The sequence below is a fragment of the Streptomyces mobaraensis NBRC 13819 = DSM 40847 genome (assembly GCF_017916255.1).
GTDB lineage: Bacteria > Actinomycetota > Actinomycetes > Streptomycetales > Streptomycetaceae > Streptomyces > Streptomyces mobaraensis.
Genome location: NZ_CP072827.1, coordinates 5,705,618 through 5,718,710, shown reverse-complemented (window position 1 = coordinate 5,718,710; position 13,093 = coordinate 5,705,618). Strand labels below are relative to the sequence as shown.

13 protein-coding genes are annotated in these 13,093 nt (G+C 70.8%); 6 read left to right on the top strand and 7 right to left on the bottom strand.

The genetic code is table 11. From position 1 onward, the window contains the following. Window positions 1–70 precede the first annotated feature (70 nt). The 5 genes from J7W19_RS24745 to J7W19_RS24725 all read right to left on the bottom strand — a co-directional run bounded on the left by J7W19_RS24745 (window position 71) and on the right by J7W19_RS24725 (window position 3,358). Window positions 71–460, bottom strand: a complete 390-nt coding sequence (locus tag J7W19_RS24745; RefSeq protein ID WP_004948112.1) for a nucleotide pyrophosphohydrolase — start codon at window positions 458–460, stop codon at window positions 71–73. Then, window positions 457–1,662, bottom strand: a complete 1,206-nt coding sequence (locus J7W19_RS24740; RefSeq protein ID WP_004948115.1) for an AAA family ATPase — start codon at window positions 1,660–1,662, stop codon at window positions 457–459. Before J7W19_RS24740 ends, J7W19_RS24745 begins: the two co-directional genes overlap by 4 nt. A 24-nt stretch (window positions 1,663–1,686) precedes the next feature. Beyond that, on the bottom strand, window positions 1,687–2,100 hold the full coding sequence (locus J7W19_RS24735) for a cell division protein SepF (RefSeq protein ID WP_004948117.1): 414 nt from the start codon (window positions 2,098–2,100) through the stop codon (window positions 1,687–1,689). Between the two features lie 149 nt (window positions 2,101–2,249). Further along, window positions 2,250–2,561 (bottom strand): AzlD domain-containing protein, encoded by a 312-nt coding sequence (locus J7W19_RS24730; RefSeq protein WP_004948120.1) that lies wholly within the window; start codon window positions 2,559–2,561, stop codon window positions 2,250–2,252. Then, complete coding sequence (locus tag J7W19_RS24725; protein ID WP_004948122.1) at window positions 2,558–3,358, bottom strand: AzlC family ABC transporter permease; 801 nt, start codon at window positions 3,356–3,358, stop codon at window positions 2,558–2,560. Before J7W19_RS24725 ends, J7W19_RS24730 begins: the two co-directional genes overlap by 4 nt. 78 nt (window positions 3,359–3,436) lie before the next feature. Between J7W19_RS24725 and J7W19_RS24720 the strand changes: the two genes are divergently transcribed. The 3 genes from J7W19_RS24720 (at window position 3,437) to J7W19_RS24710 (ending at window position 7,025) form a co-directional block, all read left to right on the top strand. After that, window positions 3,437–4,045, top strand: coding sequence for a helix-turn-helix domain-containing protein (locus J7W19_RS24720; protein WP_004948125.1), 609 nt, complete (start codon window positions 3,437–3,439; stop codon window positions 4,043–4,045). A 110-nt stretch (window positions 4,046–4,155) separates the two neighbouring features. Next, window positions 4,156–4,458 (top strand): hypothetical protein, encoded by a 303-nt coding sequence (locus J7W19_RS24715; protein WP_004948127.1) that lies wholly within the window; start codon window positions 4,156–4,158, stop codon window positions 4,456–4,458. Between the two features lie 947 nt (window positions 4,459–5,405). Further along, window positions 5,406–7,025, top strand: coding sequence for a glycosyltransferase family protein (locus J7W19_RS24710; protein ID WP_004948130.1), 1,620 nt, complete (start codon window positions 5,406–5,408; stop codon window positions 7,023–7,025). Between the two features lie 57 nt (window positions 7,026–7,082). Here the strand turns inward: J7W19_RS24710 and J7W19_RS24705 are convergent, their stop codons facing one another. Both J7W19_RS24705 and J7W19_RS24700 read right to left on the bottom strand, forming a co-directional pair. After that, entirely contained in the window at window positions 7,083–9,182 is a 2,100-nt protein-coding gene (locus J7W19_RS24705) for an NB-ARC domain-containing protein (protein WP_004948133.1), read from the bottom strand. A 366-nt stretch (window positions 9,183–9,548) separates the two neighbouring features. Then, window positions 9,549–10,271, bottom strand: a complete 723-nt coding sequence (locus J7W19_RS24700; RefSeq protein ID WP_040890807.1) for an NUDIX hydrolase — start codon at window positions 10,269–10,271, stop codon at window positions 9,549–9,551. Window positions 10,272–10,357: 86 nt separating this feature from the next. Here J7W19_RS24700 and J7W19_RS24695 point away from each other — a divergent pair, with 86 nt between their 5' ends. Genes J7W19_RS24695 through J7W19_RS24690 form a run of 3 tightly spaced genes read left to right on the top strand, consistent with a single transcriptional unit; the run spans window position 10,358 to window position 13,050 of the window. After that, window positions 10,358–11,863 carry a hypothetical protein gene (locus J7W19_RS24695; RefSeq protein WP_233478169.1) on the top strand — a complete coding sequence of 502 codons (1,506 nt, stop codon included), beginning with the start codon at window positions 10,358–10,360 and terminating at the stop codon, window positions 11,861–11,863. Between the two features lie 39 nt (window positions 11,864–11,902). Beyond that, on the top strand, window positions 11,903–12,136 hold the full coding sequence (locus J7W19_RS33155) for a hypothetical protein (RefSeq protein ID WP_233478168.1): 234 nt from the start codon (window positions 11,903–11,905) through the stop codon (window positions 12,134–12,136). Next, complete coding sequence (locus J7W19_RS24690; RefSeq protein ID WP_040890797.1) at window positions 12,133–13,050, top strand: 5'-methylthioadenosine/S-adenosylhomocysteine nucleosidase family protein; 918 nt, start codon at window positions 12,133–12,135, stop codon at window positions 13,048–13,050. The genes J7W19_RS33155 and J7W19_RS24690 overlap by 4 nt, the downstream gene beginning before the upstream one ends. Window positions 13,051–13,093: the final 43 nt, after the last annotated feature.

Here is a 13,093-nt window from a genome sequence, read left to right as displayed (position 1 = left end):
TGACTAACCGCCGGAAAAGCCAGGGGAATTCAGAAATCTGTGGATACCAAATCCGCTGTGGACAACTCAATCACTCCGGAGAGTGACGATCCGGCGAACCCTGACGGTCGTTCGACCGCGCCCCCGCTACCGGAAACCGCCGCTCGTTCCTTTCGATCTTGTCGGAGAGCGCGGCCAGGACGTCGAGCCCCAACACGTCGCAGAACTGCAAGAGATAGGCGAGCACGTCCGCGACCTCGTCCTTCACCCGCTCCGCCGTGCCCGCGTCGGCCATCACGCGCGTGGACTCCTCGGGCGTCAGCCACTGGAAGATCTCCAGAAGTTCGGACGCCTCGACGCTGAGCGCCGCCGCGAGGTTCTTGGGGGTGTGGAAGGGCTGCCAGTCGCGCGCGGCGGCGAAGTCCGCCAGCCGGCGCCGCAGGGCGTCGAGGTCCCGGTCGGACCCGTGGTGCTCGGTCATGCCTCCAGGTCTACCATCGAGACCCCCGGCAGCCCCGACGCCACCTCTGCCATCTCCCGCCCCACCGTTCCCACCAGCCTGATGTGCCCCCGCTCGCACATGCGCGCCGCGAGTTCCATCAACTCCCGTGACTGGCAAGGATCGAGGCACCGGTCCAAACCGTCCGCCAGCACGGTGAGCGTCTGCAGGGCGGACAGCACCTCGGCGGCCGGCTCCACCGCGAGCACCTCCGGCCCCGTCAGCAACACCAAGCACAGGGCCAGGTACCGCAGTTCACCGTCCCCGAGCCGTTCCAGCGCGGTCGCGGCCTCCGCACCCCGCTCCAGGACGGCCCGGACGAAGCCGCCGTCCAGCCTCCGCGCCTCCACCCCCGCCACCCGGCCGCGGCAGCCCGCGTCCGCCGCCTTCACCAGGGCCGCGTGCCGGATCGAGCACTCGCTCGCGGTACGGCCCAGCACGGCGGCAACGTTGTCACAGGCGCTCCGGAGCCGGCCGTCCCGCGCGGCGACGGGCATCCGCATCAACTCGGGCCGGGGATCACAGGGGAAGACGGAACGCAGGGCGACGACGGTCTGCTCCGCCGCGTCGAGCACCAGCCGCTGCCCCGCCGTCTTCCCCGCCACCCGCAGCGGCAGCAGCGAGGTGCCAAGCCGGTCGTCCGGCAGGGGCGCCCGGGTGACCGGGACCGCGCCGGCGGTGTGCCACGCCGCCTCCACCGTCGGCAGCCCGGGGTCGCGCAGCGCCGTGGTCAACAGCGTCCGCCCGGCGCCCGTCAACCGCTCACCGACCACTCGGACCTCCGGTTCGGCCTGGACGGCCAGATCCAGGTGGACCGGGCCGACGGGCCCGTCGACCGTGCAGCCGATCCGGAACCCTCGCCTCCCCTGCGCGTCCGGGCGGGCCCGGTGCGGAACGCAGGCCGGAGCCCCGCCCGCCACCGGCGCCAGGGCCTCCGCCAGCCCGTCACCTCCCGCCAGCCGGGCCAGCACCTCGTACGCCTGGAGCACGCTGGACTTCCCGCTCCCGCTGGCACCCCGGAACAGGGTCAGCGGGCCCAGCGCGAAGGTGGCGTTGCGGTGCGACTTGAAGGCGGAGAGCCGCAGTTCGGTGACGACGGGACGCCGGGGCCGCTGCGCGGCGGCGGGCCCGGCGCCGCGCGCGTCACGCGTCTCCGCGACCGGGCCGTGGGATGCGACGGACATGCCCGGACCGTATGGCGCGGTGGATCAGCCAAACCGTTTCAGCCTGTCGTTCTTCCTACGATCGGAGTACGTCGAGGCGACCTCGGTACCCTCGGGCGCCAGCAGGAAGACATTGGTGTCGACGCGGTGCATGCCGCTGCCAAGCCCGAACACGACGCCGCTGGAGAAGTCGAGGATGCGTTTGGCGACGTCCGTGTCCGCGCTGGTGAGGTCGAGAAGCACCGGCGTGCCGTTGATCAGGTGCTCCGCCACCTCGCGGGCGTCCGCGAAGATCTGCACCCGGAGGACCACGAGCCTCCGCTGGTTCGGTTCCGTCTCCGGCTCCTCCTCGGGGAGCGACCGGTGGTTGGACCAGGACGGCCAGGTGTGATGACCGCGCAAGGGCACGACCTCGGCCAGCCCCTCCCACTGCTCGTCGGTGGCCTCTGACCTGTTCACCGGATCACCCCTCCGGGGAACGCGCTCGTTATGTACATCCGGCGATTCTAGGGAAAAGCGAGCCTCCATTCGGCCCAATGACACGCGTGGCGCCTCGCCGGTCGACGAGGGCCCCCGTCCCGTGGGCCCCACCGGAGGTCTGCCACCCCTCAACTCACCCCGAGCAACCGGAGCGCCGCGGTCGTGGCCGCCGCTGCCACCACCGCGATCAGGAACGAGACCTTCCGGAGCGCCAGCACGGCGCCGACGAGGACACCGGCGGGACGCGCCCAGCCCGCGAAGCCATGACCGGCCGTCAGCGCCGACACGGCCGCCATGGCACAGAGCAGGACGGCCGCGGAGGCCGACAGCGCCACGCGGACGCGCCCGGACGGCTCGAACCGGTTGTGCAGGAGGGGGCCGCAGAGGCGGAGGAGGTAGGTGCCGAGGGCGAGGGCCAGGATGGTCCAGAGGATCGTCATGAGAGGTCGCCTGCCGACGGGTCGGTGGATATCTGGACGTGCGGGACGTGCGGTGCCTGTGGGCTCCCTGGATTTCCTGGGTTCTCTGGGGGCCGTTGGGGCTGCGGGACGGCCCGTGCGGGTGCCGCGCTCCGGACGGGCGTCGCGTTCCGGCCCGCTGCCGGCACCCCCCACAGCGCCGCCGGCAGCCCCAGGAGGGCCAGCAGCACCGGTACTCCGTTCGGCAGGAAGGGCACGACGGCCAGCGCCACGGCGGCTCCCGCCAACGCGGCCCGGCGCGGACCGGTTTCCCGCAGCGCGGGGAGTACCAGGGCCAGCAGGACCATGGGCTCGGCGGCGTCGAGCCCCAGGGCGTGCGCGTCGCCCACCGCTCGTCCGGCCAGGGCGCCGAGGAGGGTGCCCACGTTCCAGGTGACGAACAGGGCGCCACCGCAGACGAAGTAGGCGGCCCGGCGCCGTACGGGGTCGCGTTCGGCGCCGGCGAACGCGACCGCCTGGTCGGCCAACAGGTGGCTGCCGAGCAGGCGGGCGGGCCGGCGCAACGCCAGGACGTCGGCGACCGTCAGGCCATAGACGAGCAGGCGCGCGTTGAGCAGGAGTCCGGCGGCCACCGCGGCGACGGCCCCGCCGCCGCCCAGCACGATGTCGAGCGTGGCGAACTGCGCCCCGCCGGCGAACACCGCCAGGGACATGATCACCGGTACCCAGGCGGGCTGACCGGCGGAGACGGCGATGGCGCCGAAGGACGCGCCGACCACGCCCATCGCCGCCGTCACCGCCCCGATGTTCCGCAGCACGGCACGATCGAGTGTTCTCCATGACGAACGCATGATCGATAGAATGAACGCTCATGCTTCGTTCGTCAAGGAGAACAAGTGGACCGCTATAGCGAACACGGTGGCGAGCGGACGCCGGAGGGACGGCCGGCGCGAGCCGCCCGCCCGCCGCTCGCCCGCATCGCCGCCTCGATCCGGACGGAACGCGACCACGTCGGCTTGTCGCTGTCGGAGCTGGCCAAGCGGGCCGGCATCGCCAAGTCCACGCTGTCGCAACTGGAGTCGGGCACGGGCAACCCGAGCGTGGAGACGCTGTGGGCGCTCAGCGTGGCCCTGGACGTTCCGTTCAGCAGACTGGTCGATCCGCCCCGGCCCCGGGTGACGGTGCTCCGCCTCGGCGAGGGCGCCGCCGTCCCGTCGGAGCACGCGGATTACACCGCGACCCTCCTGGCCTCGTGCCCGCCTCACGCCCGTCGCGACCTCTACGTGCTCCAGGTGGAACCGGGCGCCCTCAAGGCGTCGGACTCCCATGCCCCCGGGACGACGGAGCACGCCGTGGTCGCGTCAGGGAGGGCGCTGATCGGCCCCAGCGACGAGCCGCTGGAGCTCGGACCCGGCGACTACATCAGCTATCCGGGCGACGCCCCGCACATCTGCCAGGCCCTGGAGCCCGGCACGGTCATCGTGTTGGCCATGGAGCACACCTGACGCCACGGAGCCCTCACCCGATAGAGGGAATGCGCATAGAGTAGTTGCGCGATTACTATGCGTGCATGCCTCGGTGGAGTCCTGCGCACACACGGCCTGTTCTGCAGGCCGTGACCGCCGTGCTGGCCTCCCTGCTGCTGGTGCTGTCCGGTGGCGACCCCGCCCTGGCCGTGGGTGACCGTGGGCGGGAAGAGCGTTCCATCTCAACGGAGTTCAGCGCTTCCGACGACCGCGTGGTGGACGCCGTCACCCGGGAGGACGCGGTCGTCGGCGTACAGCGCCGACAGCGCGCCGGGCAGGCCGCCCTCGCCGCGCCCTCCGTCGTCACACCGGACCGCCCTGCCGCCGTCCCGCACGACCCCACACCCTCGCTCTCCGCACGACACGCGCGCAACGCCGTCCTGCGCTGCTGAGGAGACCCGCGCCGCCCCGCCGTGCGGCGGCGCCGTCGCGTCCCTCGACCATCGGCAAGAGAGCAAGAGAGCAGAGACGTCATGCCGCTCGACCCCGCGCGGGCCGTGGGCGCCTATTTGCGCGCCCAGGCGTACCGCGATCAGTTCCGTTCGTCTTCCGTCGACTCACCTGTCACAGAATCCCCTTCCGTTTCCGGAGGTTCCGGGAGTTCGGGGGGTTCGGAGGATTCCAGGGATCTCCGTTCCGCTTCCCGCGCTGGCGTGGGTGCTGATGCCGGTATGGATTCGCCCAGCCGATCCGATGCGCCGGATCCGTCACGTGAACCGTTCACCACGTGGCATGAACGGCCGGAGTTCGCCACGGAAGCCCTGTTCCTCGACCCCGTACCGCCCGTGACCCTCACCGCGCCGGAGCCAGGACGAGCACCGCAACGCCGCCCCGTCCGCCCACTCACCCGCCTCCGGCTGTTCCTGCGTCGGCTCCGCGACGCCTCACCAGCACCTGTCACCACTTCGGGTTCACCACCCTGCGGGCCGCCCCGGCGAGACCCGTCGCACTACGCGAGGTAGCGAGACAAGAGACGAGGTAAAAGAACCGTTTCCGCACCGCCGGGCGAGCGCTGGCCGCCCGGCGGTCGCCTGTCCGATGACTCCCCGGTGGCTCCCCGACAGCTCCCCGCGCGCGGCAGCCGATACGTCGGCGCGGGGAGCTGAGGGGCGCCCGTCCGTCCACCAGTACGATCGCGGGCATGCGTACCGGACCCTCCACAAGCCCCCTGACGGCGATATGGGCGATTTGTTCCTTTCTGGGGCACCGAGTACGATGACAAACTTTGGCAGCGGGCAGCGGGCAGCGGGCAGCGGGCAGCGGGCAGCGGGCAGCGGGCAGCGGGCAGCGGGCAGCGGGCAGCGGGCAGCGGAAGCCGGAGGCGCGTGTACTGTTCGCCGTGCGCTCGGCCGGCGCACTGCACCGGCTCCTCGACGTCCTGCCGGTCTTCGACGGCGATGAGCGCGTCGTCAGCCGCTTCACCCTCGTCCCCGGTTCGGACTTCGACGTGGACGCCCTCGCCGCCCTCGACCGCTCCGACGCCCGGCTCCTCACCTGGGACGAAGCCCGCTCACGCACCCACGGCCTGGTCCTGACGGCGAGCCCCAAGGGCGCGATCCGCGTCCTGCCGGGACCGCGCGTGCTGCTCCCGCACGGCGCCGGCTTCAACAAGGCCCTGCCGGGCGAGGGTTCGCCGTCCCTCCCGTCCGGCCTCGACCCCCACTACCTGCTCGTCGACGGCAAGCCCTGGGCCGCCCTCCACGCGCTCGCGCACGGCGACCAGCTCGACCGCCTCGCCGCTCACTGCCCGTCTGCCGCCGCGCGGGCCACGGTCGTCGGCGACCCGACGCTCGACCGCCTCCTCGCCTCACTCCCCCGCCGCGACGACTTCCGCGCCGCCCTGGGCACCGGGGAACGCCGCCTCGTCGTCCTCACCTCCACCTGGGGCCCCGAGTCGCTGCTGGCGCGACGGCCGGAGCTGCCCGCCGCGCTCACGCGCGTCCTCCCCCACGACACGTACCAACTCGCGCTCGTCCTGCACCCCAACGAACACAGCCGGCTGGGTTCGTACGACCTCACGCGGCACCTGGCGCCCGCCCTGCGCGCGGGGACGGTCATGGCCGGGCCGTACGAGGAGTGGGCCGCGCTGCTGATCGCCTGCGACGCCGTGGTCACCGATCACGGCTCCACGGCGCTCTACGCCGCCGCCCTCGGCCGTCCCGTCGTCGGCGCCTACGACGGCGGGGACGAACTCATACCGGGCACCCCGATGGCCGCGCTGCTCGAACGGGCCCCTCGGCTGACGGACCCCGCCGGCCTGGCGGAAGCCCTGCGGGCGGCGTCGGCACAGGACGTCCGCAAGTGCGCCCACGCCGCGTTCGACCTGCCGGGCGAGTCGCTTCCGCGACTCCGCGACGAGTTGTACCGGCTGCTGGACCTCCGACCGCGGGCGGTGCCGGTACGGCCGCGCCCGCTGCCGGCCCCGAGGAGGGCGGCGGCGCCGAACGGCCCGGCGGCCTATGCGGTACGAACCCGGGTGACCGGCCGCCGGGTCGCCGTCGAGCGCTTCCCCGCCGACACCTCTCTCCCCGCCCACCACTTGGCCGCCGAATCCCCGTACGCCGGACCGCGCGAGACGCAGAGCGCGGCGGTGCTGTGGCGCCGCTCCCGGCCCGCCGCCGGCACCCCGCACACCAGCACGTGGACGGCGGGCGGCTGGACGGCCCGGATGCTGGACGAGTTGCCGTACTGCGGCACCGCGGCCGCGATCCTCACGCCGGAACGGTGCCTGCTGCGGCACCGCACGGCGGGAACGTTCCGCCTCCGCGTCGAGCCGCACCGGGCGGACGGACGCGTCATGCGCGCGGATCCGGCGGCGGTGGTGTCGGCGGTCCACTCGTGGCTGGGCAGTCGGCCGGAACGGACGGCTCCGGTCACGCTGCTGTGCGACGTCGGCCCGTTCTCCGTTCGGGCGGTTCTGGAGCCGGCCGACGACGCGAACCTCGACGACGAGCTGTGAGGTACGGGCGGTGGCCTATGCGGCGTGATCTACGCGGGGTGATCTGTGTGCCGCGGTTTACGCACCGCCGTCGGCACCCGGCAGGCCGCCACACCGCTCGGCCAGCAGCCGCGCCGCCGCCCGGTGACCTTCGGCCGCCTCCGTCTCCCCCATCTCGTCGGCGAGCCGGGCGAGCTCTTCCAGGACGCGCGCTTCGTCACTGGTGGCCCCGCGTTCCCTGGCGTTGTCCAAGGCGGCCCGGACCAGCGCGACCGCCTCCGCCGGGCGCCCGGCGCGGCGCAGGGCCCGGCCGAGTTCGAAACCGGTGCGCGCCGTCATCCGCACACGGTCCTGCTCGACGGCCATGCGGTGCGCGTCCGTGAGCAGTTCGACAGCCCGCCCGTACTCACCCGCGCCGAGGGCGGCGCACCCGAGGAGGTGTGTCTGGAGCAGCACGCCGTACGCGTTCCCGATCGCCTCGTGCTGCCTCCTGGCGCTCTCGAAGTCGGCGACGGCGGACGCCCAGTCGCCCTGGACGGACGCCAGCTTGCCGCGGAACTCCACCACGGACGCCTTGAGTTTCCGCTCCTTCTCCGATTCGCCGAGGGCCCCGGCGGCGCTCACCGCGTGCCGCAACTGTTCGGCGGCCTCCTCGTACCGCTCCTGCTCCCATAGTGGCCGGGCGAGTTGGCAGCGCATGCGGATCGTCGCCGGCAGGTGTTCGAGACGCTGTGCGGCGGCCAGCCCGCGGCCGAAGGCGTCGGTGATGTCCGCGTAGTGCGGATGGTCGAGGAAATGTGTCCACAGCGGCTCACACAAGGCCCACGCGTCCTCGTCCATGCCGCACTCGTAGGCGATCCGGACACAGCCGTACAGGGCGAGCCGCTGGGACTCCAGCCACCGCAGCGCCTCCGCCTTCCCGCCGAACTCGACATCGGGGACGCCGGGTAGGTCCGGACCAGGTTCGGCGAACGTCATGCGCGGGCCCGCCGCCAGCAGGTCGGCACGGCTCGCCTGACGCCGGTACCAGCGGACGAGCCGTTCCCGGGCGCCCTGCCGGCCGCCCCCGGCGGGGTCCTCCTCGCGGGAACGGCGTTCGGCGTGCCCGCGCAGCAGGTCGTGGATCCGCGGGCCTTCGGGCCGGCTCTCCAGGAGCCCGGCGCCCTCGAGTTCGTCCAGCGCGTCCTCGGCCGGCGGCACGTCCTCGCCCAGCAGGGCCGCGGCGGCCGGAACCGTGACGACCGGAGCGGGAAACTCCGGCAGCAGCCGGTACAGCCGTGCCGCCTCCGGCCCGAGCCCCGCGTACGCCGCGTCCCACACCGCCTCGACCATCGGGATGCCCTTCTCGTGCAACTCCGCCGAGAGCTCCGCGACCAGCCGGGACAGGCTCCGCCGCCGGTGGCTGCGGATCCACCGGCCGGCCACGTGCAGCGCCGCCGGCAGCCCGCCGCACCCGCGGGCCAACTCGACGACGGCGTCCGGCTCCTCCGCCAGCCGCGCGTCGTCGACGATGTGCCGCAGCAACCGCACCGCGTCCTCGACCGCCAGCGGTCTCATCGGCACCTCCAGCGCGGCCACACCGTCGAGATCGTGCAACCTCCCCTGGCTCGTCGCGATCACCAGACCGTCACCGGACGACGGGAGCAGTGGCAGGACCTCGTTGCCGAGCCGCGCGTTGTCGACCACCACGAGAAGACGCTTGCCCCGCGTCAGCGTCCAGTACTGCTTCGAACGCCCGGCGAACGACCGGTGCAGCCACGCGGGAGCGACACCGAGCCCGGACAGCAGCTCGCCCAAAGCGTCGGCGACCTCGACCACCCCGTCCCGCCGCAGATCGTCCAGGTCGACGTACAGCACCCCGTCCGGAAACCGGTCACTGATCCGCCGGGCGACGTGAAACCCCAGCGCCGTCTTCCCCACCCCGCCGATCCCCGTCAGCGCGACGACCAACGGACCGCCACCACCGCCCGAACGCCCCTCCAGCTCCCGCAGGATGCGCTCCTGCTCCTCCCGCCGGTCCTCAAAGTGCGCGACGGCGGGCGGCAGCTGAAAGGGAACGGCCGGGGGCGGCGGCGGGGCGGCGTGCACATGATGATGCACCGCACCGATGTCCCGCGCTTGCACGACCGCGCCCAGCTGCGCCTGCCCGTCCACGCTGTTGTACGTATCGTCGGCCACGCGCAAACTCTACGAGGTGCGGCAGCATCTGACGGATCAACGGCTGAGCGCGCCCCAATCCGCGCACCCCGAAATCCGCACCCTCCGACCGACGCCCCTGCCCACGCGCCACCGAACGCCCCAGAATGTGCACCCCTCCACAGCCGACCCGGGGAGCGCGACCATGGATCCGATCTCGGCAAGCGCCCTCGCGGCTCTCGTGGGGGGCGGGCAGGGAGGCGGCCCGTCAGCTGTCTCAGAGCCCGACCTCCCTGTTCCACCGTCCGTTCCGCGACGACGCTCCGGATCCGGTCCCCACGCTCCAGACGAGCACTGTCAAGCCGGAACTCACGCCCTGGGGAACGCCAGGACCACATCGGTGCCTGACTACACAGACTGCCCGGTACCGCGCAGCAACGGCGTGCTCAGCAACCACGCGCTACCTCGGCGGTAGAGGGCGGCCGGGCGGCCGGTCGGTGGCAGCCGCCGTTCCCCCGTGGGCTCCACGAACCCCTCGATCTTGAGCACTTTGCGACGAAAGTTGCTTGGATCCAGGCACTGCCCCCAGATCACTTCGTATACCGTGCGCAACTCGCTGAGAGTGAACGACTCCCCGCAGAAGACCGTGGCGACAGCCGTGTACTCGAGCTTCCTCCGAATCTCCTCCAAGGCATCCGCGAGAATGACCGAGTGATCGAACGCCAGGTCGGGCGTGGGTGCGTCGGATTGGCGGACAGGGGCCCAGTAGGCGTGCGTGGCATCGGTACCGCCCACCGGAAGAGGCAGATCCGGCCCCAGGGCGAGGTAGGCGACGGTGACCACTCTTCCCCTGGGATCGCGCCCTGGGTCCCCATACGCACCGAGCTGCTCCAGGTGGAGCCGACTGCCGTCGATCCCGGCCTCCTCCCGCAGTTCACGCAACGCACCCTGCCGCAGGGTCTCCGTCTTCTGAACGTAGCCGCCGGGTAGGGCCGGCCACCCGAGGAAGGGCTCCACTCCGCGCTCGATCAGGAGTACCCGCAACCCACCGTCCCTGAGGGTGAAGATGGCCAAGTCCACAGTCACCCACGACGCCTCGACATCAGCGGAGTCCTTCAGCCAGTCATCCACCACAGCCCCTAAAGGTCATATTGACTCGAACACCCCCGGGACTTATGGTCTCACGGACCATAACGCTACGAGGCGAGGGCAAGGTCATGACCACGTCCCATGCGCCACCAGCACCGCTTGCACCATCCGCACCGCCGGCCAAGGAAGCGACCGGCGAGCCGACCGCGGCCACCCGTCACTTATGCTCGGGGGTCTACGTCGACGAGTGGTTCCGCGACCTCGTAATCAATGAGGTGTGCACCAAGCCGCACCGCAGGGTGGCTCCGTCGTACGGGTTCGACATCGTTCCCGTCATGCGCCACGCCTGGCGAGCCGCCGCTCTGACCGCACTCCTCCGCATGACACTGATGGCTTCGATGGTCGTGCCGGCCTGCACGGGTGCCGCGCCGGTCACCATCCTCGTCGTTTGCGGCCTCGCCCTGTTGTGGCTGCTGCGTCGCACTCTGATGATCCGCGACGCGGACTGTACGCCAAGGCCCCGCCGCAAGCGCAAACGCCGCGGCCCGAGGTCGGCGCCGGATCCCCAGGCCCCCTTCTGGCCGCTTTCCCGCCGGACCGATCCGGACAAGCAGCGCGCACTCAGACGCATCGGCGTCACCGCGTTCTCCTTGACCCTGACCGGCCTGATCGTCGCCCTCGTCCATCCGGACCGAGCCGTGACCGCTCTCCACATAGCCACGGGCATCGTGATCGTCTGCCTCTGCGTCGGGGCCACGCGTCAGCTGATGCTCAATCACATTCGGCGAGCGCCGACCCTCCGCCCCGCGCGCCTGTCCGGTAGGCAACGGGCGGCGGACGCACAGCAGCGCCACGTATGTGCCGTCTATCGCCGCCCTCGTCACAGCGAGGACGAAGGTGAGGACGAGGACGATCTCACTATGTTCACCCTCTTCGGGGACGAGTCGCCGTTCATTGGCGCGGGGGAACTCGTCTACCAGTGGAATCCGCCGATGAACATCCAGTTACTGCGCCCCGGCGACGACAAGGAGCCGCTCCACGAACGAGAGCATGCCGTACCCCCGTTCCAGGCGCACGAACTGGTCGATCACCTACGCCATGCGGTAAGCCTGTTGAACACCGACAGCCTGGACGTCCGGCTTCCCACACAGGTGCGCGACCGCGTCTACGTGGCGGAGACCGACGTGGCGATCGACCGGTCCCTCCTCCCCCAGGGATTCGACGAGGCCGGCCTTCGCGCCGTCATCAACACGCCGGGGACCAGGCAGCACCACTTCCTCGAAGTGACCACGCCCGTCGAGGGATCGGAGTTCGTGGCGACCGTTCTGTTGCACGTGAGCCTCCGCGGACGCACATTGATCATCTCCACCGCGGCTTGCGTTCTCGCCCACACGCCGCGGTCATTCCAACGGACGGAGGAAATCGGCCATCACGGAGCCGCGGCCGTCATGTGGGCGGCATTCCGCGAGCTGTCCGCCCTCCCCCTGGAGATCCAGCGCTCATGGCGGGTCCTCCGTTACTTCTACGCCTTGGTCAAGGCCGCGGTGCTCCCACGCGACCTCACCACAAGCCCGATCCGCAACGTCTTGATCGGCAGCCGGGTGAGCATACGCGAGGAATCGTCTCAGGCATGAGCCAAGGTCCAGCTCGAGAAGAGCGACATCCTCGGCCGGATGAAGACGATAGAGGAACGGCTGCTCAGGGCCGCCGGCGACTTTCTCTCCGCACGAGGGGTGGATACCTCCGCCTTCGACGACCGCGCACTCAAAATCATCAACAGCGGCATTTTCAATTTCGGTGACAACAACACCTTCAGCAGCAACGCCATCGGAGAGACGGCCCAAGCCGGCATGACCGTCAACCAGTCGACCAACTCCAGCAACCCTAGTAGCGGAGGAAATCAGTGATCGACAATCGAGGCATCATCAGCCACGGCGACAACAACAATTTCAACAACAACGCCATCGGGGACCATGCCCGCGTCTCGGTACCCGCCTTCTCCTCCAGCACGCCAACCGCCCTATCCGAAGCGTCCAACAGCGAGACGACCGCGCAGTGGGATGTCGGAGTGGTCACCATACTCAGCGAAGAACTGCGCGCAGTGAAAGACGAGTTGAGGCTTGAACGGCACAAAAAGCCCGGTGGGCTTTACTTCTACGAAGGCGAACACATCGCTTCGCCTTCTCCCCTCCGAGTGGTGGCCACCCAGAGTCAGAGCCAGGGGCAGCGTTCGGCGATGGCCGCGCTGGGCAATCTCCGCCGCCATTACAATCCCCGGTTCTGGGTTCTGGTCGGCGTGGGCGGCGGTATCCATGACGAGTACGCCCGCGTCGGCAACGTCATCGTATCCACCGACATCGTCTATTACGAGAACCGCAAGATCAATCCGCACGGCGACGTCCGCCGTCGTGGCGAGCACCGGCAGGCTCCGGCAGCAGTCGTTCACGCCGTGAACGCCTTCTTCACCGAACATGGAAACCCGGCGCGCATACACGGCCGACTGGCCACACACGCCGCCGAGGTGTTCGAGGTCCACCCGGGGGTGATCGGCTCTGGCGAAGCCGTCATCGCCGACGGCGATGCTGAGGTCCGACGTTACCTCAAGACCTACCACGAGAAAGTCTTGGCGGTGGACATGGAAGCCGGCGGACTCAGCCAGTACTGGCAGGAGAACTCCGTTTCGGGCGAGAGCAATCCCGGCTGGGTCGTTATCCGCGGCGTGTCCGACAACGCCGACGAGAACAAGGGCCACGCTTACCACGACCTGGCCGCCAGGAACGCCGCGCACGTCCTGGCGCAGTTGCTCACCCACCTCTGCTGACGCGAGTCCGTAAACGTGCACCGCCCGCTCCCAGGGAGATGAC